Annotated in this window: 26 protein-coding genes; 22 read left to right on the forward strand and 4 right to left on the reverse strand. The window is 64.1% G+C overall.

Annotated elements, in window-relative coordinates; translation table 11 throughout:
* The first annotated feature begins 11 nt into the window (after positions 1 to 11).
* Both U4960_RS06100 and U4960_RS06105 read left to right on the forward strand, forming a co-directional pair.
* Positions 12 to 1,232, forward strand: a complete 1,221-nt coding sequence (locus tag U4960_RS06100) for a trans-sulfuration enzyme family protein (RefSeq protein ID WP_324262679.1) — start codon at positions 12 to 14, stop codon at positions 1,230 to 1,232.
* Between the two features lie 27 nt (positions 1,233 to 1,259).
* Entirely contained in the window at positions 1,260 to 2,006 is a 747-nt protein-coding gene (locus U4960_RS06105) for a sulfite exporter TauE/SafE family protein (RefSeq protein WP_324262680.1), read from the forward strand.
* On the opposite strand, the gene U4960_RS06110 is transcribed toward U4960_RS06105, so the two are convergent.
* The gene (locus U4960_RS06110; protein WP_324262681.1) at positions 2,003 to 2,419 is read right to left on the reverse strand and encodes a DUF6628 family protein; all 417 of its coding nucleotides are present in this window, start codon (positions 2,417 to 2,419) and stop codon (positions 2,003 to 2,005) included. The two genes, U4960_RS06105 and U4960_RS06110, sit on opposite strands and share 4 nt — an antisense overlap.
* Positions 2,420 to 2,555: 136 nt before the next feature.
* On the opposite strand from U4960_RS06110, the gene U4960_RS06115 reads away from it, so the two are divergent.
* Genes U4960_RS06115 through U4960_RS06125 form a run of 3 tightly spaced genes read left to right on the forward strand, consistent with a single transcriptional unit; the run spans position 2,556 to position 4,435 of the window.
* On the forward strand, positions 2,556 to 3,170 hold the full coding sequence (locus U4960_RS06115) for a 2-hydroxychromene-2-carboxylate isomerase (protein ID WP_324262682.1): 615 nt from the start codon (positions 2,556 to 2,558) through the stop codon (positions 3,168 to 3,170).
* A 52-nt stretch (positions 3,171 to 3,222) separates the two neighbouring features.
* Complete coding sequence (apaG, locus tag U4960_RS06120) at positions 3,223 to 3,621, forward strand: Co2+/Mg2+ efflux protein ApaG (protein WP_324262683.1); 399 nt, start codon at positions 3,223 to 3,225, stop codon at positions 3,619 to 3,621.
* A 13-nt stretch (positions 3,622 to 3,634) separates the two neighbouring features.
* Positions 3,635 to 4,435, forward strand: a complete 801-nt coding sequence (locus U4960_RS06125; RefSeq protein WP_324262684.1) for a LysR substrate-binding domain-containing protein — start codon at positions 3,635 to 3,637, stop codon at positions 4,433 to 4,435.
* Positions 4,436 to 4,459: 24 nt separating this feature from the next.
* Here U4960_RS06125 and U4960_RS06130 read toward each other — a convergent pair whose 3' ends face one another.
* From U4960_RS06130 to U4960_RS06140, 3 genes are all read right to left on the reverse strand, one after another.
* Positions 4,460 to 5,074 (reverse strand): GNAT family N-acetyltransferase, encoded by a 615-nt coding sequence (locus U4960_RS06130; protein ID WP_324262685.1) that lies wholly within the window; start codon positions 5,072 to 5,074, stop codon positions 4,460 to 4,462.
* Positions 5,075 to 5,111: 37 nt separating this feature from the next.
* On the reverse strand, positions 5,112 to 5,756 hold the full coding sequence (locus U4960_RS06135) for a hypothetical protein (protein WP_324262686.1): 645 nt from the start codon (positions 5,754 to 5,756) through the stop codon (positions 5,112 to 5,114).
* Between the two features lie 198 nt (positions 5,757 to 5,954).
* Positions 5,955 to 6,254, reverse strand: a complete 300-nt coding sequence (locus U4960_RS06140; protein ID WP_324262687.1) for a hypothetical protein — start codon at positions 6,252 to 6,254, stop codon at positions 5,955 to 5,957.
* Positions 6,255 to 6,632: 378 nt separating this feature from the next.
* Here U4960_RS06140 and U4960_RS06145 point away from each other — a divergent pair, with 378 nt between their 5' ends.
* The 17 genes from U4960_RS06145 (at position 6,633) to rpsQ (ending at position 18,979) form a co-directional block, all read left to right on the forward strand.
* The gene (locus U4960_RS06145; protein ID WP_324262688.1) at positions 6,633 to 7,256 is read left to right on the forward strand and encodes a hypothetical protein; all 624 of its coding nucleotides are present in this window, start codon (positions 6,633 to 6,635) and stop codon (positions 7,254 to 7,256) included.
* Positions 7,257 to 7,259: 3 nt separating this feature from the next.
* Positions 7,260 to 8,366 (forward strand): hypothetical protein, encoded by a 1,107-nt coding sequence (locus U4960_RS06150; protein ID WP_324262689.1) that lies wholly within the window; start codon positions 7,260 to 7,262, stop codon positions 8,364 to 8,366.
* Positions 8,367 to 8,854: 488 nt separating this feature from the next.
* Positions 8,855 to 9,226 (forward strand): 30S ribosomal protein S12, encoded by a 372-nt coding sequence (gene rpsL / locus U4960_RS06155; protein WP_054118152.1) that lies wholly within the window; start codon positions 8,855 to 8,857, stop codon positions 9,224 to 9,226.
* A 145-nt stretch (positions 9,227 to 9,371) separates the two neighbouring features.
* A complete protein-coding gene (gene rpsG, locus U4960_RS06160) occupies positions 9,372 to 9,842 on the forward strand; it encodes a 30S ribosomal protein S7 (protein WP_324262690.1) in 471 nt (156 codons plus the stop codon).
* Between the two features lie 111 nt (positions 9,843 to 9,953).
* Positions 9,954 to 12,026, forward strand: coding sequence for an elongation factor G (gene fusA, locus U4960_RS06165; protein WP_324262691.1), 2,073 nt, complete (start codon positions 9,954 to 9,956; stop codon positions 12,024 to 12,026).
* 92 nt (positions 12,027 to 12,118) lie between these two features.
* Positions 12,119 to 13,309, forward strand: coding sequence for an elongation factor Tu (gene tuf, locus U4960_RS06170; RefSeq protein ID WP_324262692.1), 1,191 nt, complete (start codon positions 12,119 to 12,121; stop codon positions 13,307 to 13,309).
* A gap of 149 nt (positions 13,310 to 13,458) precedes the next feature.
* Complete coding sequence (gene rpsJ / locus U4960_RS06175; RefSeq protein ID WP_006831877.1) at positions 13,459 to 13,770, forward strand: 30S ribosomal protein S10; 312 nt, start codon at positions 13,459 to 13,461, stop codon at positions 13,768 to 13,770.
* Between the two features lie 301 nt (positions 13,771 to 14,071).
* Positions 14,072 to 14,878: a 50S ribosomal protein L3 gene (gene rplC, locus U4960_RS06180; RefSeq protein WP_324262693.1), complete on the forward strand. Its 807-nt coding sequence runs from the start codon at positions 14,072 to 14,074 to the stop codon at positions 14,876 to 14,878.
* A 3-nt stretch (positions 14,879 to 14,881) separates the two neighbouring features.
* Positions 14,882 to 15,505, forward strand: coding sequence for a 50S ribosomal protein L4 (gene rplD, locus U4960_RS06185; RefSeq protein ID WP_324262694.1), 624 nt, complete (start codon positions 14,882 to 14,884; stop codon positions 15,503 to 15,505).
* Positions 15,498 to 15,812, forward strand: coding sequence for a 50S ribosomal protein L23 (locus U4960_RS06190; protein WP_324262695.1), 315 nt, complete (start codon positions 15,498 to 15,500; stop codon positions 15,810 to 15,812). The genes rplD and U4960_RS06190 overlap by 8 nt, the downstream gene beginning before the upstream one ends.
* A gap of 4 nt (positions 15,813 to 15,816) precedes the next feature.
* Positions 15,817 to 16,653, forward strand: a complete 837-nt coding sequence (gene rplB / locus U4960_RS06195; protein WP_324262696.1) for a 50S ribosomal protein L2 — start codon at positions 15,817 to 15,819, stop codon at positions 16,651 to 16,653.
* A 6-nt stretch (positions 16,654 to 16,659) separates the two neighbouring features.
* Positions 16,660 to 16,935, forward strand: a complete 276-nt coding sequence (gene rpsS / locus U4960_RS06200; RefSeq protein ID WP_324262697.1) for a 30S ribosomal protein S19 — start codon at positions 16,660 to 16,662, stop codon at positions 16,933 to 16,935.
* Positions 16,935 to 17,312, forward strand: a complete 378-nt coding sequence (gene rplV / locus U4960_RS06205; RefSeq protein ID WP_324262698.1) for a 50S ribosomal protein L22 — start codon at positions 16,935 to 16,937, stop codon at positions 17,310 to 17,312. Before rpsS ends, rplV begins: the two co-directional genes overlap by 1 nt.
* A gap of 1 nt (position 17,313) precedes the next feature.
* Complete coding sequence (gene rpsC / locus U4960_RS06210; protein WP_324262699.1) at positions 17,314 to 18,009, forward strand: 30S ribosomal protein S3; 696 nt, start codon at positions 17,314 to 17,316, stop codon at positions 18,007 to 18,009.
* Positions 18,010 to 18,023: 14 nt separating this feature from the next.
* Positions 18,024 to 18,455 (forward strand): 50S ribosomal protein L16, encoded by a 432-nt coding sequence (rplP, locus tag U4960_RS06215; RefSeq protein ID WP_324262700.1) that lies wholly within the window; start codon positions 18,024 to 18,026, stop codon positions 18,453 to 18,455.
* Between the two features lie 12 nt (positions 18,456 to 18,467).
* The gene (gene rpmC / locus U4960_RS06220) at positions 18,468 to 18,677 is read left to right on the forward strand and encodes a 50S ribosomal protein L29 (RefSeq protein ID WP_416379115.1); all 210 of its coding nucleotides are present in this window, start codon (positions 18,468 to 18,470) and stop codon (positions 18,675 to 18,677) included.
* An 11-nt stretch (positions 18,678 to 18,688) separates the two neighbouring features.
* Positions 18,689 to 18,979, forward strand: a complete 291-nt coding sequence (gene rpsQ, locus U4960_RS06225) for a 30S ribosomal protein S17 (RefSeq protein WP_324262702.1) — start codon at positions 18,689 to 18,691, stop codon at positions 18,977 to 18,979.
* Positions 18,980 to 18,984: the final 5 nt, after the last annotated feature.

The raw sequence follows: 18,984 nt of genomic DNA on the forward strand, positions 1-18,984 counted from the left end.
GGCGCTGCCCTATGAAAAAGACCACCGGCACCGACCGCTCGATTACCTCGAAATGGCGCCCCGCAACCCAGGCTGTCCGTGGCGGCACCTGGCGCAGCGAGCATGGCGAAACCAGCGAGGCGCTGTTCCTCTCCAGCGGCTATACTTATGACGACGCGCAGACGGTGGCTGACCGGTTCGCGGGCGAGGCGCATGGGATGACCTATTCCCGCCTGCAGAACCCTACGGTTGCCATGCTGGAAGAACGCATCGCCCTGATGGAAGGGGCCGAGGCGTGCCGCGCCCAGGCCAGCGGAATGGCGGCGATGACCACCGCCCTGCTGTGCCAGCTTTCTGCCGGGGACCATGTGGTCGGCGCGCGGGCCGCGTTCGGATCGTGCCGCTGGCTGCTTGATCACCTGTGTCCGCGCTTCGGCATCGAAGTCAGCGTGATCGACAGCACCGACAACGCTGCCTGGGAAGCGGCGATCCGGCCCAACACCAAGGTGTTCTTCTTCGAGACTCCGGCCAACCCGACGCTCGACATCGTCGATCTCGCCCATGTCTGCGGCCTAGCCCGCGCGCACGGCATCACCAGCGTGGTCGACAATGCCTTTGCCACCAGCGCGCTCCAGCGTCCGCTCGATTTCGGGGCAGACGTGGTCGCCTACAGCGCGACCAAGCTGATGGACGGGCAGGGCCGGGTGCTTGCGGGCGCAGTCTGCGGGACGGAGCAGTTCATCAACGAGGTGCTGCTGCCGTTCCAGCGCAATACGGGGCCGAACCTGTCACCGTTCAACGCCTGGGTGGTGCACAAGGGGCTGGAAACGCTCGACCTGCGCGCCCGCCGCCAGAGCGAGAACGCGCTGGAGGTCGGCCGGTTTGTCGAAGGTCGGCTCAGCCGGGGCGCAGGTCGCGTGATGCATCCCGGCCTGCCGAGCCACCCGCGCCATGCCATGGCCATGCAGCAGATGGCGATGACCGGCCCGATTTTCGCGTTCGACCTGAACGGCGGACGTGAGGCGGCGTTTGCCTTCCTCGACGCGCTCGAACTGGTCGATATCTCCAACAACATCGGCGATGCCCGCAGCCTGCTGTGCCACCCGGCCAGCACCACCCACGCCAACATGGGTGAAGAGGCGCGGTTGGAGATGGGGATCGGTCAGGGGATGCTGCGGATCAATGTCGGGCTGGAGGATCCGCTCGACGTGATCGAGGACCTTGCCCAGGCGTTCGACCGGGCCGGCATCTAGGGCCCGGATTCAGGCCGGGATCGGGCGATGGACGCGCTGGTGGCGGCAGACTGGGCACTGGCGGTCTGCATCATGTTTGCCGCCGCGCTCTATTCCAGCGTCGGCCATGCGGGAGCTTCCGCCTATATCGCGCTGATGGCGCTGTTCGGCGTGCCGCCTGCGGTGATGCGGCCGACCGCGCTGGCGCTCAACGTGCTGGTCGGCTCGCTCGCATCGTGGCGTTATGTGGTGGCAAAGCAGTTCCGCTGGCGGGTGCTGTGGCCCTTCCTGCTTGGTGCCACGCCGATGGCGTTCGTCGGCGGCGGCATCCACCTGCCGGGCGAGTTTTACCGCCCGCTCATGGGCGTGGTGCTGTGGATTGCGGCGGCCCGCCTGCTCTGGCCGAAGGCGCTGCGAACCGAGAGCGAATGGCGCGATCCGCCGGTCTGGGCCGGGATCGTGGCCGGGGCTGGGATCGGGCTTCTGTCCGGCCTGACCGGAACCGGCGGGGGCATCTTCCTCTCCCCCGTCCTGCTGTTCATGGCGTGGTCGCCGGTGCGGCAGTCCGCCGGGGTGGCGGCGGTGTTCGTGCTGGTCAATTCGCTGGCCGGGCTGGCGGGCAACCTGGCCTCGCTCGGATCGCTCCCGCCGCAACTGCCGCTCTATGCCGCGGCTGCGCTGGCTGGTGCCCTTGCCGGAACCAGCCTCGGCATCCGCCTGCAAAGCCCGTGGCTGACCCGGGCGCTCGGGCTGGTGCTGGTGATTGCCGGGGCCAAGCTGGTGGGGGTGTACTAGGCTGACAGTTCGCCCTGCAGGGCCTGGGCCAGGGTCAGCAGGTCAGCATAGCCATCCGGCCCGGACAGTTCCAGCAGGGCCACCGGGCAACCGCCCGACATCGCCGCGACAACCAGCGCCTCATGCCGGGTCATGCGCGGGGCGCAACCCGGGGCGACCTGGATCCGGCCGCTCGCATGGCGGGCCAGGCCATGCAGGAACGCCCGCATCAGATGCAGGGCGCGCAGGAAGCCGCCGCCGAACTGGTCCAGCGCAACCATGCTGGCATGGGCATCGTGCAGGCCGTGAATGGCCATGCGGCGGAACATCAGCAGCAGGGCCTGCTCGCGGCGGCAGGCCGGCAGCGGGTGGGGCAGGGCACAGGCCCTAAGGTCGGGGCGATCAGGGCGGGCTGGGCGATCGGGGTCGGTCATGGAATCCTCCGGCGTTGCGTCCGTCAGTTTATGCGAACGATTATCAATAGCAATACTGAATCGTTACGAGTGCCAGTGGCCTTGCCTGCCTGTCCCCGCTAGCAAGCGTGGGCCATCAGCCGGAGGACCGCCTGCCATGCCCACAACTACGCCCCGTACTGTCGAGTTCCTGTTCGATTTCGTCAGCCCCAATGCCTACCTCGCCTGGTATCCCCTGAAGGAGCTGGTGGCGCGTACCGGGGCCGCGCTGGAGGTGACACCGGTGTTCCTGGGCGGGATGCACCGGCTGACCGGAAACGCTCCGCCAATGGTCCGTGACGCGGAGGTCAAGGGCAAGGTCGCATACGGGATGCTGGAAATGGAGCGCTTCATCGCCAAGCACGGGTTCGACAAATACCGCCTCCATCCGCAGTTTCCGTTCAATTCGGTCACGCTGCAGCGGATGCTGCTGGCAGTGGAGGGCGATGACCGCATCCGTCTGGTCGATGCCCTGCTCCCCGCCTTGTGGGAACAGGGCGTGCCGGTGGACGATCCCCAGGCGATCGGCGCGGTGCTGGCCGGGGCCGGTTTTGACGGCCAGGCGCTTTTCGCAGCCACACAGGACGCTGCCATCAAGCAGGCGCTGATGGACAGCACGCAAGCGGCGGTGGACCGGGGGGCGTTCGGCATCCCGACATTCTTCGTCGGAGCTGAGATGTTCTTCGGCAAGGAACGGCTGGGGCAGGTGGAGGAAGAACTCAGCCGCCGATAAGCCTACGCGCACGATTGCACCCGCGCCTTCGCCTCGCTACCTTGGCAGGGCCATGAAGCAGTTGTTCCAGCACGCCGCCACGACCCACGGCATTACCGTCCGCGTTGCGGTCAACTTCCTGCCCGAGCAGTCGCAGCCGGATTCGGGGCGCTGGTTCTGGGTCTATCACATCCGGATCGAGAACGGCGGGGACGAGCCGGTCCAGCTGCTCACCCGACACTGGCGGATCACCGACGGGCGCGGGATGGTCAACCTGGTCGATGGCGAGGGCGTGGTGGGCGAGCAGCCGATGCTCGCCCCGGGGCAGAGCCATGACTATGTCTCCGGCTGCCCGCTGACCACTCCGCACGGCTCGATGGAGGGGTTCTACACGTTCCACCGCGCCAACGGCCTGCCGATCGAGGTGCGGATCCCGTTCTTCCCGCTGGCGGCGCCGGCCGAAGCGCAGTAACAGCCCTTCCGCCATGAAGCGCACGCACCTGCCCCTCAACGCCCTGCGCGTCTATGACGCTGCCGCGCGCCATCTCAGCTTCACCCGCGCGGCGGACGAGCTGGCGGTGACCCCGGCGGCGGTCGGGCAGCAGATCCGCGCGCTGGAGGACCATCTCGGCACGGTGCTGTTCCGCCGCACCAGCAAGGGGCTGGAGCTGACCGACGAAGGCCGCGCCGGGCTCGATGCGCTGCGCGAGGGGTTCCTCAAGTTCGAGGAAAGCGTCCAGGCGATGCAGGCCGGGCAGGCGAGCGACCGCTACACCATTGCCGCTCCGCGCGAATTCTACGCCCAGTGGCTGGCCCCGCGCCTCGCCGCCTACCGCCTCGCCCATCCGGACGTGCGTTACCGCCTGGTCGAGAACGAGCACGCCGACTTTACCGAGGCCAACCTGGACCTCGCGGTGCGGCTGGTTGACGGGCCGGGCGAGCTGGAGGGGGTCGAACTGGCCCCGGCGCGCCGCGTGGTCGTCGCCGCTCCGCAAGCGAGCGAGGGTGCGCTCAATACCTGGATCGACTGGCCCGGCGCGCCGCTGCCCGAAGGGGCGCAGGCCTGCATCGAGGTCGGCAATGCGGGGCAGGCGCTCAGCAGCGCCGCCGCCGGGCTGGGCAAGGCGATCCTGCCGTGGCTGCTGGTCGAGGAATCGGTCACCGCCGGCAAGCTCACCGTGCTGGAGGGGCCGGACGAGGGCCGCCGCGCCTACTGGCTGGTCGCCCCCCTGCCGCAGTGGCGCCAGAAGAAGGTCAAGGCGCTGGTCGCGTTCCTCAGCGCGTAATGTGTTCCGCCTCGCGGTGCTGCGCTAGCCGCAGTCCTCGCCGAAGATCGCGCGCAGGCCGGGCGGGTCGCAGGCGCGGCGCAGGATCGCCAGCGCGCCGCCCACATCGAGCCGGAACGAGCGGGTGATCCCGTCCGCCCCGCTGCCGCGCGCGCCCAGGCTGGTGACGAACTCGATCGCGCCGGCGTTCTCGGTCAGGGTATCGACGTGGAAGGCGCGGATGCCCTGTTCGTGCGCCTCGCACAGGATCGTCGCGGTGAGCAGCCGCCCGAGCCCGCGCCCGTGCCAGGCATCGAGCACCGCGACCGAGAACTCGGCGCACTCCGGCTCGGCTTCGGTGCGGAAAGCATGGACCGCGCCGATCGCCTCTCCCTCCGCTTCACCAGAACCGCCACATTCGAGCGCCCCCCAGGCGAGGTGGCGGTGCCCGTCGACGTCGAGCAGGCGGTCGATCACCCAGTCGGGCGGCAGCTTCCCGCCGCTGAAGAACCGCAGGTAGCGCGAGCGGGGCGAGAGCCGCTCGATCCCGGCGCGCATCAGCGCCTCGTCGGCCGGGCGGATGCGGCGGATGCACACCGGGCTGCCATCGGCCAGCCGGGTGCGGATCGTGTCAGGCAGGGGAAAGGGCGCAGTGTCCACGGCTGCGCAACGCACCGCCCCGCGCCCCGGTTCCCGCTCATCCCAGCCCGAGGCTCCGCGCGCGCATTTCGTCGATCAGCGCGTCGATCGAATCGAGCACCGCCTGCTCGTCCTCCTCTGCGGGCGCGGCGGCCTGTTCGGCCAGCACCCGCGCCTTGATCGCCTCGTAGAGCGGGTGGCCGGGCTGCACCGCCTCGGCGGAGTAGCGGGCGGGCAGGCGGTGGCGCAGCAGGAAGCGCAGCAGCGCGTTGTCGGGCTTGTCCCACCAGTCGACCAGCTGCCCGCCGGAGACGATCGGGGTGCGGGTGCCCAGCAGCGCGCGCTCGAACGCCATGTCCTCCAGCCGCTGGCTCCCTCGCTCCAGCGCCGCGTCCCAGGCGGCGGCAAAGCCCTCCGCCCCGGGGCGATGGCGCAGCTTGTAGAGCGCCTCGAGGCTGCGCCCCACGCTGCGCGCCGCCGCCGAGACGATTCCCGTGGCGGCCAGCGCGGCAACGAACCGGCGCTGCACCGCCGGGGTGATCGAATTGCGGCGCGGCGCGGCGTGGAGGTAGGGGGCAAAGGCGAGCAGCGGATCGTCCGCCTCCGGCTCCGGCCCGACGTGCGCCGCGGCCGAAGTCGCCTGCCGCGGCACGGCGCGGGTGGGGGTGAGGGGAGGGGGCGTGGTGGGTGATCGGTCGCTCATGACCGCCCCCATTAGGCACACTCGCGGCGAGTAGGAAAATGCTTTTCCCCCCTCCCCGTGGGGAGGGGCCGGGGGTGGGGGTTCGGCGGCTGTGCCAAAGCGCAACGCCGTGCGCCCCTCTCCAAGCTCCGCTAGCCGCGTGCGCGGCAAGCTGCGCTATCCTCTCCCCGCACGGGGAGAGGGCAATCCAACCTCCCCCTACCTCCCCCGCAACCAGGCGAGCGCGCCGGGTTCCATGCCCCTGAACTTGGGCCAGCCGTCCGGCTCGTCGGCCAGCGGGGCGCAGGCGAGCGGGGTGCCTTCGGGCAATTGCCACTTGATCCGGTGATAGAGCCGGGAGCGGGTGAGGGCGGAGCGCACCAGCCACAACCCCCCGGCCAGTGGATAGCCGTCCCCGTGCAGGTCGAGCGGCCGGGCGGGCGCGGCCCCGGGATCGTGCCAGATCAGGTAGAGCGAGGGTTCGGCTGCGGGGTCAGGGGCGGGGGCGGCGTAGGGCATACCCCGTGCAACGGACGAGGGTGGGGGTGGGGTTCCAGGGTGGGCAGATGTGCTGTGACCGGAATGCACGCAGAAAAGCGGCAATCCGTCCCGCAACACCCCGCCGTCGTTGCGAGGAGCCGCAGGCGACGCTGCAATCCAGAGCATCCCGCGATGCACTCTGGATTGCCGCGCTTCGCTCGCAATGACGGAGAGGGGGCAGTCGTCAACCAAGCTGGTATGCGATGACGAGAGATAGTCACAATTGTTTGGAATTCTTGAGCGACTGAGACTACTCTGGGATGCCTCAACTCTCCCGCCATAAAGAATAGTTATCCACATACCTTGCGTTCCGGAGGGGGGTTGCCAATGTGTTCCTTGGAGCGAGGTGGATTCGGCATGGGTAACGATCACGAATATGCATTAGTTGGAGGCGTAAATCGTGCAACGATTGGTCGGTGGGTCGCTGTGGCGGCCGCTAGCGTGTCTGCAGTCTTGGTTTTCGTTTTGCTATCGTTGGTTGACGTTGCTGAGAAGTTTGGTGTCTCTGCGAACCTTCCGCCATCGCTGTTCTCGCTAGCAGGCGCGAGCGCGGTCTATGGTGCGCTTTACCTGCTTTTTAGCCGCTTTATCTGGAAATGGGGTCCAATATCACGCCTGATGAAAGTGCCTAACTTGGAAGGTTGTTGGCAATGCATCGGTGAGTCCTCTTTCAACGAGGAGGGGGTAGGCTGGGAAGCAAGCGTTGTCATATCACAGAACTGGGACAAGCTTTGCATCGTAATGGAAACAAGTAAATCTCGTTCAGAGAGCGTATCGGCCGCATTGATTTCTGAAGGTGTTGGGACATTTCGTCTCCTTTATCACTATAAGAATGACCCGAGAGAATTTGAAGAAGGGCTTAACGCCCATCATGGTTGCGTCGATTTGTTGATTGCCCATGATCTTCAGAGTGGAGATGGAATATACTTTACGGGCCGAGGAAGAACAACTTTCGGTCGGATGATTTGGAGCAGGAAATAAATCATGGCTTTCACGATTGACGAGCGGCTTAATAGTCTCCGGATGCGTCGTAAGGGGATTGACCGCTTGGGCGACTTATCTTTTTCCGATCAAGAGAATGTGCTTGCTAAGAGTATCTTGAACGAGGGTTGGGAGACGCGCCAAAGCGGGAATAAGTATACGCGGTATGCGCTTGGGGCCATGCAGTCTGTCGGCAGTGAGTACACTGCGATTACGGTCGAGACGGCTGAGCGGGTGGGAAAACAGCTCAATTCAAAGCTAACGCAAATAACTGAATTCCGTTTGCAAGGATCTGTGCCTCTCAATGTCCATATAAGAGGCGTAAGTGACGTTGATCTGTTGGTGATCGACCAGTCGTTTTTTATCTATGATGCGAAAGGGTGCTTAGCGCACACGTATTCGCCATCTACGCTAAATCGCCTTGGCGTCATTCTCGCTTTGCGAGCGGACTCCGAGCGTATTTTGAAGGATGCTTATCCCGCAGTCAAAGTCGATTGTAGCGGGGGTAAGGCAATTTCTATGAAAGGAGGGTCATTGCCGAGACCGGTCGATGTGGTTCCGTCAATATGGTATAACACTAGCCAGTTTCAGAGCACGGCTGCAGAATGCTTTCGCGCGGTTGTGATCGCTGACAAAAACGTGCCGATGACCATCGATAATCAGCCATTCATGCACATAAAGCTCGTCGAAGATGCTGACATCGAGGCGGGCGGTTGTCTTAAGAAGGCAATTCGATTGATAAAGAACGTCAAGGCTGATTCGGATCGGGAGGATGTCAAAGGGATATCTAGTTTCGATCTGGCGGCGCTACTGTACCACGCGGACAAAAGATCGCTGTCTGCTGGAAGATTTTATGAGCTCGCTGTCCTAGCTGAAGTTCAAAGATTTCTCGACTGGGTTTATGGGCATCGCATAGAGGCAATGTCTCTTTACACCCCTGACGGATCAAGGCATGTGCTTGATTCAGAGGCGAAGTTTAAAGCCGTTCAGGCCTTGTCGTTTGACGTGGATGAATTGGCCAAAAAGGTCGCAGTTGAGCAGAGCGCCTTGGCTGAAGAAACGTCGATGGCTGATTTGCGTAAAGTCTTGCGAGATTCTGTAATCCTGTGAACTCGGGCGCGGCTCTGAGGCAAGGTGCTCTGTTTTGCGTATCAGGTCCCCCACCCTTGACCCCACCCCCAAACCCGCCTAAGCGCGCCGCCATCCGGTGTTGGATTCGCCCTGCGGGTTCCATGCCGGTCAGATAGAGCTGAACATTGCCGGTCAGTCCCGGGGGCCAGTCGCCGAAGCGTGAAGCGGGTGCGGCGTGGCTCTTTTCTATTGGGGATCTGGTGCCATCCGGCCTGGGGCCCCCGCTGTCGCGGGGGATCACGGGCAGGGGCAGCCGATCCGGGGCAGCCGTCAAAGTAACCCGGTGTCCGTGCCGGGTGGAGTGTTTCAGGCTCGCTTTACGTGATCCTCCGCGCAGGCGGAGGTCTCGGGAGGCAGGCACCGTGCTTGCCGACTGCGGTCCCCGCCTTCGCGGGGACTCACCAAGGGCGGCTCCCGATCCTCTCCATCCGACATTGTGTCACCTCCACACGGTGAAGAGAGAACTCATGCCGACGATCAACCAGCTGGTCCGCAAGGGCCGCGTTCCGCAGAAGGCCAAGAGCAAGGTCCCTGCGATGGAACAGAACCCGCAGAAGCGCGGTGTCTGCACCCGCGTCTACACGACGACCCCGAAGAAGCCGAACTCGGCGCTGCGCAAGGTGGCCAAGGTGCGCCTGACCAACCAGCGCGAGGTCATCAGCTACATCCCCGGCGAAGGCCACAACCTGCAGGAACACAGCGTCGTGCTGATCCGCGGCGGGCGTGTGCGCGACCTTCCCGGCGTGCGGTACCACGTCCTGCGCGGCGTGCTCGATACGCAGGGTGTGAAGGACCGCCGCAAGAGCCGCTCGAAGTACGGCGCCAAGCGTCCGAAGTAAGGGATTAGCTCGGCGCTAGCCCGGCTCCGGCCCGATCCACCTCCCGGCTTCCTACAGGGTAGTCTTTGGGTGGCCGGGAGGGGGAGCGGGCCGGAGCCGCAGGACATCCACGGAGGTGGATGGCCACTCCGAAGGAGTTAAGAATATGTCACGTCGTCGTCGTCCCGAAAAGCGGGTCATCCTGCCCGATCCCAAGTTTGGTGATCAGACCCTGTCGAAGTTCATGAACAACCTCATGCTCGACGGGAAGAAGTCCACTGCCGAGCGCATCGTCTATGGCGCGCTCGAAACGGTCGAGACCAAGGCCAAGGCCGATCCGATCCAGCTGTTCCACGATGCGCTGAACAACGTGAAGCCGCAGGTCGAGGTCCGCAGCCGCCGCGTGGGTGGTGCCACCTACCAGGTGCCGGTCGAGGTCCGCCCCGAGCGTGCCCAGGCGCTGGCCATCCGCTGGCTGATCACTGCCGCGCGCGGCCGGGCCGAAACCACCATGTCGGCGCGCCTCTCGGGCGAGCTGATGGATGCGGCCAACAATCGCGGCAACGCGGTCAAGAAGCGGGAAGATACCCACCGCATGGCCGACGCCAACCGCGCGTTCTCGCACTACCGCTGGTAGGGCGCACGGCTGTCTTGCAGGGCCGGGGCGGTGCTCCGGTCTTCAAGCGGTCACAATCGTTCCCATATGGGGGGCAGCATCCGCTACCCCCGACCTGACGAGGAATTTCCCATGGCCCGCGCATACCCGCTGGAGCGCTATCGCAACATCGGCATCATGGCCCACATCGATGCCGGCAAGACCACCACGACCGAGCGTATTCTCTATTACACCGGCAAGTCCTACAAGATCGGCGAAGTCCATGACGGCGCCGCGACCATGGACTGGATGGAGCAGGAGCAGGAGCGCGGGATCACGATCACCTCGGCCGCGACCACCTGTTTCTGGAACGACCACCGGATCAACATCATCGACACCCCCGGGCACGTCGACTTCACCATTGAAGTCGAACGCTCGCTGCGCGTGCTCGACGGCGCGGTCGCCTGTTTTGACGGCGTGGCCGGGGTCGAACCCCAGTCCGAAACCGTGTGGCGCCAGGCCGACAAGTACGGCGTGCCCAGGATGTGCTTCATCAACAAACTCGACCGCACCGGCGCCAATTTCAAGTACTGCGTCCAGTCGATTATCGAACGCCTCGGCGCCAAGCCGGCCGTGCTCTACATCCCGATCGGCCTTGAAGCGGATCTGAAGGGCCTGGTCGACCTGGTCGAAAACCGCGCGATCATCTGGAAGGACGAGAGCCTCGGCGCCGAATTCTTCTACGAAGAGATCCCGGCTGACCTCGCCGACGAAGCCGCGATCTATCGCAGCGAGCTGATCGAGCTTGCCGTCGAGCAGGACGATGACGCGATGGAAGCCTATCTCGAAGGCAACGAGCCCGACGTGGCGACGCTGAAGGCGCTGATCCGCAAGGGCACGCTCAACCAGTCGTTCGTGCCGGTGTGCTGCGGTTCGGCGTTCAAGAACAAGGGCGTGCAGCCCCTGCTTGACGCCGTGGTCGACTACCTGCCTTCGCCGCTCGACATTCCTGACGTCCAGGGCGTCAAGATGGACAGCGACGAGCCGGACAGCCGCCCGGCAACCGACGACGCGCCGTTCAGCGCGCTCGCCTTCAAGGTCATGAACGATCCGTTCGTGGGCTCGCTCACCTTCATCCGCATCTATTCGGGGACCCTGAACAAGGGCACCTACCTGAACTCGGTGAAGGACAAGAAGGAGAAGGTCGGCCGCATGCTCGAAATGCACGCCAACGACCGCAAGGACGTGGACGAGGCATTTGCCGGCGACATCATCGCGCTGGCCGGCATGAAGGAAACCACCACCGGCGACACGCTCTGCTCGGACAAGCATCCGATCGTGCTCGAGCGGATGGAGTTCCCCGAGCCGGTGATCGAACTGTCGGTGGAACCGAAGACCAAGGCTGACCAGGAAAAGATGGGCGTCGCGCTCAATCGCCTGTCTGCCGAGGATCCGAGCTTCCGCGTGTCGACTGACCACGAATCGGGCCAGACGATCATCAAGGGGATGGGCGAGCTTCACCTCGACATCATCGTCGATCGCATGCGCCGCGAATTCAAGGTCGAGGCCAACGTCGGCGCGCCGCAGGTGGCTTACCGCGAATATCTCGGCAAGCCGGTCGATGTCGACTACACCCACAAGAAGCAGTCGGGTGGCTCGGGTCAGTTCGGCCGGGTCAAGGTCAAGATCGAGCCGGGCGAACGTGGCCAGGGCTTCGTCTTCCAGGACGAGATCAAGGGCGGGAACATTCCGAAGGAATATATCCCGGCGATCGAAAAGGGTTTCCGCGAGCAGGCCGAAAGCGGCCACCTCATCGGCTTCCCGATCATCGACTTCACCGTAACGCTGTATGACGGTGCCTACCACGACGTCGACTCGAGCGCGATCGCGTTCGAAATTGCCGGCCGGGGTGCCATGCGTGAAGTGGCCCAGAAGGCCGGCATCAAGCTGCTCGAGCCGATCATGAAGGTCGAAGTTGTCACCCCCGATGATTACCTCGGGGACGTCATCGGTGACCTCAACAGCCGGCGTGGCCAGATCCAGGGCACCGACAGCCGGGGCAATGCCCAGGCGGTCGAGGCCATGGTGCCGCTCGCCAACATGTTCGGCTACGTCAACGAACTGCGCTCGTTTACCCAGGGCCGCGCCCAGTACTCGATGCAGTTCAGCCACTATGACGAAGTTCCGGCCAATGTGGCGGCCGAGGTCAAGGAGAAGCTTGCCTAAGGCAGGCTATACGTCTAGGGGCGGCGCCTGATTCAGCGGGTGCCGTCCTGTTCCCCTGAAATCCCATCAGTCAGACAGAGGTTACGAGTAACATGGCAAAGGCAAAATTTGAGCGGAACAAGCCGCACTGCAACATCGGCACCATCGGGCACGTCGACCACGGCAAGACCACGCTGACAGCCGCCATCACCAAGGTCATGGCAGAAACCTACGGCGGTACCGCCGTGGACTTCGCCAACATCGACAAGGCTCCGGAAGAGCGCGAGCGCGGCATCACCATCTCGACCGCACACGTCGAGTATGAGTCGGACGCCCGCCACTACGCGCACGTCGACTGCCCGGGTCACGCCGACTACGTGAAGAACATGATCACCGGTGCTGCGCAGATGGACGGCGCGATCCTGGTGGTGAACGCTGCTGACGGCCCGATGCCGCAGACCCGCGAGCACATCCTGCTGGCCCGCCAGGTCGGCGTGCCCGCGCTGGTCGTGTACATGAACAAGGTTGACCAGGTCGACGACGAGGAAATTCTCGAGCTGGTCGAACTGGAAGTGCGCGAACTGCTGAGCGCCTATGACTTCCCGGGTGACGATATTCCGATCATCAAGGGTTCGGCTCTGGCCGCTCTCGAAGGTCGTGACGACGCCATCGGCAAGGATTCGGTCATCGCCCTGATCAAGGCTGTGGACGAATTCATTCCGCAGCCCGACCGTCCGGTCGACAAGCCCTTCCTGATGCCGATCGAAGACGTGTTCTCGATTTCGGGTCGCGGCACCGTGGTGACCGGCCGTATCGAAACCGGCATCGTGAACGTTGGTGACGAAGTCGAAATCGTCGGCATCAAGGACACCAAGAAGACGACCGTGACCGGCGTCGAAATGTTCCGCAAGCTGCTCGATCGCGGTGAAGCCGGCGACAACGTCGGTGCCCTGATCCGCGGCGTTGGCCGTGAAGAAGTCGAGCGCGGCCAGGTGCTGTGCAAGCCCGGCTCGGTCAGCCCGCACACCGAGTTCAGCGCAGAAGTCTACGTGCTGTCGAAGGACGAAGGTGGCCGTCACACGCCGTTCTTCGCCAACTACCGCCCGCAGTTCTACTTCCGCACCACCGACGTGACCGGTGAAGTGATCCTCCCCGAGGGCACTGAAATGGTCATGCCGGGCGACAACGTGACCATCTCGGTCAAGCTGATCGCGCCGATCGCCATGGACGAGGGTCTCCGCTTCGCAATCCGCGAAGGTGGCCGGACCGTCGGTTCTGGGGTTGTCAGCAAGATCACGAAGTAATATAGGCCCGCGCAAGCGAGGGGATTCGTCCCCTCATTGCCGGACCAGCTTCGGAAAAAATTCGGTCAGCAGCCCCGCTCTCCCTCGGAGACGGGAGGGGGCGGGGCGGCTGGTTTTTTGTGTTTGCTCTTTCTCATCGGTACACGGACATGGAAGCCCAGAATATTCGCATTCGCCTCAAGGCGTTCGACCACCGCGTTCTCGACCAGGCCACTGGCGAGATCGCTGACACAGCTCGCCGCACCGGCGCGCTGATCCGTGGCCCCATTCCGATGCCGACGAGGATCGAGAAGTTCACCGTGAACCGCGGTCCGCACATCGACAAGAAGTCGCGGGAGCAGTTTGAGGTGCGCACCTACAAGCGGTTGCTCGACATCGTGCAGCCCAACGCCCAGACCGTCGACGCGCTGATGAAGCTCGATTTGGCTGCTGGCGTTAACGTCGAGATCAAGCTGGCTTGATCTCGACGTCCCGGTTAAGGCCGGGTTCTCCGTCCTCCTGACTGGACGTTAATCGGTCAGGTCTTTTTCGAGGCTGCCCGTTGGGCGGTCCACGCTCCCGGCTTCGGCCGGGATGACGAAATAGGTGGATACCGCCGGATTTATCCGGGCTGCGTCCCCCGTCTCGCCTCCACCTGGAGGCACTCAGCCCGGACGGGGCGCAGTTTCACACAATCGGGCTGAAAACCGGGTTCCGCCGCCTTGGCGGGGCCCATCACGCACGCGGGGATGGGCCTCGTGTGCCTCTGTTAGGAGTATGACGATGCGCACCGGCGTTATCGCAAAGAAAGTCGGGATGACCCGCCTGTTCCAGGAGGATGGACGTCACGTTCCCGTGACCGTCCTGGCCCTGGAAGAATGCCAGGTTGTTTCCCACCGCACCGCAGACCGTGACGGCTACGTCGCGCTGCAGGTCGGTTCGGGTGAAGCCAAGCAGAAGAATGTCAACAAGCCGCAGCGCGAGCATTTTGCCAAGGCCGAAGTCGGCCTGAAGCAGAAGGTTGCCGAGTTCCGGCTTGAGAGCGAAGATGCGCTGCTGCCGGTCGGTTCGACGATCAGCGCGGATCACTTCGTGGCCGGCCAGAAGGTCGACATCACCGGGCACACGCAGGGCAAGGGCTTTGCCGGTGCCATGAAGCGCTGGGGTTTCGGCGGTCTTCGTGCAACGCACGGCGTGTCGCTCAGCCACCGTTCGCACGGTTCGACCGGCAACCGCCAGGATCCGGGTCGCGTGTTCAAGGGCAAGAAGATGGCTGGTCACATGGGTGACCGCCAGCGCACCCAGCAGAACCTCGAAGTCGTGCGCACTGACGCCGATCGCGGTCTGATCTTCGTCAAGGGCTCTGTCCCCGGTGCGAAGAACAGCTGGATGCTGGTCCGTGACGCGGTCAAGATTGCGCTGCCCGACACCGTGCCGTTCCCCGGCGTCGTGATCGACCGCAATGCCCCGCGTCCCGAAGCTGACGAGCCCAAGCTCGCCGACCAGGTCGAAGTGGCAGATGCGGCCGCTGAAGAAACCACCGTTGCCGAAGGCGAAGCGCCTTCGACCGACGAAAACAAGGAGGGCTGATCCGTGAAGGTGAAGGTCCAGAAGATCGACGGTAAAGCGTCGGGCGACATCGAGCTGAACGATGACGTGTTCGGGGTTGAACCCCGCGCCGACATCCTCCACCGCGTTGTCACCTGGCAGCTGGAAAACCGCCGCGCCACTGCCCGTCCCACGCGTGAGCGTGCCGACGTGGCCCGTACCGGCAAGAAGTTCGGCCGCCAGAAGGGCGGCGGTACTGCCCGTCACGGTGACCGTTCTGCCCCGATCTTCATCGGCGGTGGTAAGGCCCACGGTGCGCGCAAGCGTGATTTCAACCAGTCGCTCAACAAGAAGGTGCGCGCCCTCGGGCTGCGGATGGCCCTGTCGAGCAAGGCAAAGGACGGCCTGATTGTCGTCGACAGCCTCGACCTGGCCGATGCGAAGACCAAGGCTCTGGCCGAAACCTTCGGCAAGAACGGCTGGAGCGGCAAGGTGCTGGTGATCGACGGTGAGTCGGTGAACGAGGGCTTCGCCCGCGCTGCCGGCAACCTGCCGGGCGTCAACGTGCTCCCCGCCGTCGGTGCCAATGTGTACGACATCCTGAAGCACGACACGCTGGTCCTGACCAAGGCTGCGGTCGAAAAGCTGGAGGCCCGTTTCAATGGCTAAGGCGAAAGAAATCGACGCGCGTCACTATGACGTGATCCTCGCGCCGCACATCACCGAGAAGTCCACGCTGCTCGCGGAAAACAACGCGACCGTGTTCAAGGTGGCTGGCGATGCGACCAAGCCGCAGATCAAGGAAGCGGTCGAGGCGCTGTTCAACCGCAAGGTCAAGAGCGTCAACACCCTGGTTTCCAAGGGCAAGACGAAGCGCTGGAAGGGCAAGCCCTACCGCCGCAGCGACGTGAAGAAAGCAGTCGTCACCCTGGTCGATGGCCAGGACCCGATCGACATCACCGAAGGTGTGAGCTGATCCCATGGCACTGAAGAACTATAACCCGACGAGCCCCGCGCGCCGTGGCCTCATTCTCGTCGACAAGTCTGGGCTCTACAAGGGCAAGCCGGTCAAGTCGCTGACCGAGGGCAAGCGCAAGACGGGCGGCCGCAACAACAAGGGCCACGTCACTTCGCGCGGCATGGCCGGTGGCCACAAGCAGAAGTACCGCTTCATCGACTTCAAGCGTCGCAAGTGGGACATGGAAGCAACCGTCGAGCGGATCGAGTACGATCCCAACCGGACCGCTTTCATCGCCCTGCTCAAGTACGAAGACGGTGAGCTCAACTACATCCTTGCACCGCAGCGTCTCGCTGTGGGCGACAAGGTTGTGGCAGGCGAGAAGACCGACACCAAGCCGGGCAACGCCATGTTGCTGGGCCAGATGCCGGTCGGCACGATCTGCCACAACGTCGAGATGAAGCCGGGCAAGGGCGGGCAGATTTCCCGCTCGGCCGGGACGTATGTCCAGGTTGTTGGCCGTGATCGCGGTCTCGTGATTGTCCGCCTCAACTCGGGCGAGCAGCGTTACCTGCGCGGCGATTGCATGGGCACGGTTGGCGCGGTTTCGAACCCTGACAACCAGAACCAGAACTTCGCCAAGGCCGGCCGCAAGCGCTGGATGGGCGTCAAGCCGCTGACCCGCGGTGTTGCCAAGAACCCGGTCGACCACCCGCACGGCGGTGGTGAAGGCCGGACCTCGGGCGGCCGTCACCCGGTTACCCCTTGGGGCAAGCCGACCAAGGGCGCACGCACGCGGCACAACAAGTCGACCGACAAGATGATCATCCGCTCGCGCCACGCGAAGAAGAAGAGGTAACCGGACATGGCACGTTCCGTCTGGAAAGGTCCGTTCGTCGAACTCAGCCTTCTGAAGAAGGCCGAAGACGCACAGGACAAGGGCACCCGCGCACCGATCAAGACCTGGTCGCGGCGCAGCACCATCCTGCCCCAGTTCGTCGGCCTGACGTTCAACGTCTACAATGGCCACAAGTTCATCCCCGTATCCGTTTCGGAAGAAATGGTCGGCCACAAGCTCGGCGAGTTCGCACCTACGCGTACCTTCCCGGGCCACGCTGCCGACAAGAAGGGTAAGCGCTGATGAGCAAGCAGAAAGCCCCCCGCCGCGTTGCGGATAACGAGGCGCTGGCCGTCGGCACCACGATCCGTGGTTCGGCGCAGAAGTTGAACCTCGTGGCGGCCCTGATCCGCGGCAAGAAGGCGGAAGAGGCTCTGAACATCCTCGCCTTCTCCAAGCGGGCCATGGCACGCGATGCGAGCAAGGTGCTGGCTTCGGCCATCGCCAACGCCGAAAACAACCACAACCTCGACGTTGACTCGCTGGTCATCGCCGAAGCGAGCGTTGGCAAGTCGGTCACCATGAAGCGGTTCCACACCCGTGGCCGCGGCAAGTCGACGCGCATTCTCAAGCCGTTCAGCCGGCTGCGCATCGTTGTTCGCGAGCAGGAAGAGGCGTAAGATGGGTCAGAAGAGCAATCCGATCGGTCTGCGCCTGCAGATCAACCGCACCTGGGACAGCCGCTGGTACGCCGAAGGGCGCAACTACGCGCAGCTGCTCAAGGAAGACATCCAGATCCGCAAGTTCATCATGGAAACGCTGCCGCAGGCCGCCATTTCCAAGGTGGTGATCGAACGTCCGGCCAAGCTGTGCAGGGTTTCGATCTATGCGGCCCGCCCCGGTGTGATCATCGGCAAGAAGGGCGCGGACATCGAGAAGCTGCGGGCGAAGCTGGCGACCTTCACGCCCAGCGACGTCAAGCTGAACATCGTGGAAATCCGCAAGCCGGAAATCGATGCCAAGCTCGTTGCCCAGGGCATTGCCGACCAGCTGGTTCGCCGCGTGGCGTTCCGCCGGGCGATGAAGCGCGCTGTCCAGTCGGCTCTCCGCCTGGGTGCGGAAGGGATCAAGATCACCTGCGGCGGCCGCCTCGGCGGGGCGGAAATCGCCCGGACCGAATGGTACCGCGAGGGCCGCGTTCCGCTGCACACGCTGCGTGCAAACGTCGATTACGCCGAGGCCGAGGCACTGACTGCCTATGGCATCATCGGCATCAAGTGCTGGATCTTCAAGGGCGAGATCCTCGCCCACGATCCGACCGCCCAGGACCGCCTGATGATGGAAGCCCAGACTTCCGGCGTCCGGCCGGCGCGTTGAGGTGAGTAGGTAACATGCTGCAACCGAAGAAAACCAAGTTTCGCAAGGCTTTCAAGGGCCGGATCAAGGGCGATGCCAAGGGTGGCACCGACCTGAACTTCGGCTCCTACGGCCTCAAGGCGCTCGAGCCGGAGCGGATTACCGCTCGCCAGATCGAAGCCGCCCGTCGTGCGATCACCCGCCACATCAAGCGCCAGGGGCGCCTGTGGATCCGCGTGTTCCCCGACGTGCCGGTGTCGAAGAAGCCTGCCGAAGTCCGTCAGGGCAAGGGCAAGGGTTCGGTCGAATACTGGGCTGCACGGGTCAAGCCGGGCCGCATCCTGTTCGAACTCGACGGCGTGGCCGGCCCGCTGGCTGCCGAAGCGTTCGAACGCGCCGCGATGAAGCTTCCGATCAAGACCAAGGTCGTTGCCCGTCTCGGCGACACCTCGCACCTGGAGGGTTGATCCATGGCCAAGATGAAAACCGCCATCGAGGACCTTCGCACGAAGTCCGATGACCAGCTCGACGCGCAGCTCACCGAGCTCAAGCGTGAACAGTTCAACCTCCGCTTCCAGGCGGCGACCAACCAGTTGGAAGCCCCTTCGCGGATCCGTGAAGTCCGCCGCATGATCGCGCAGATAAAGACTCTGCAGACCGAGCGCGCCGCGACTGCGGTCAAGGCCTGAGGAGCCAGACAATGCCCAAGCGTATCCTGATCGGGACTGTCACCTCCGACAAGACCGAAAAGACCGTCACCGTACTGGTCGAACGGAAGGTGAAGCACCCGCTCTACGGGAAGATCATCCGCCGCTCGAAGAAGTATCACGCCCACGACGAAGCCAACGAATACAAGATTGGCGACACCGTCCGGATTGAAGAGACCCGGCCGATGTCCAAGACCAAGACCTGGCAGGTCATCGAGCGCGTTGTCGCCGGTGGCACCCAGGCGGTCGAAGCCGATCTCGACGTGGCCGAAGCCGGCAACTGATTTAG

It is taken from the genome of Altererythrobacter sp. H2 (assembly GCF_035319885.1).
Classification (GTDB): Bacteria; Pseudomonadota; Alphaproteobacteria; order Sphingomonadales; family Sphingomonadaceae; genus 34-65-8.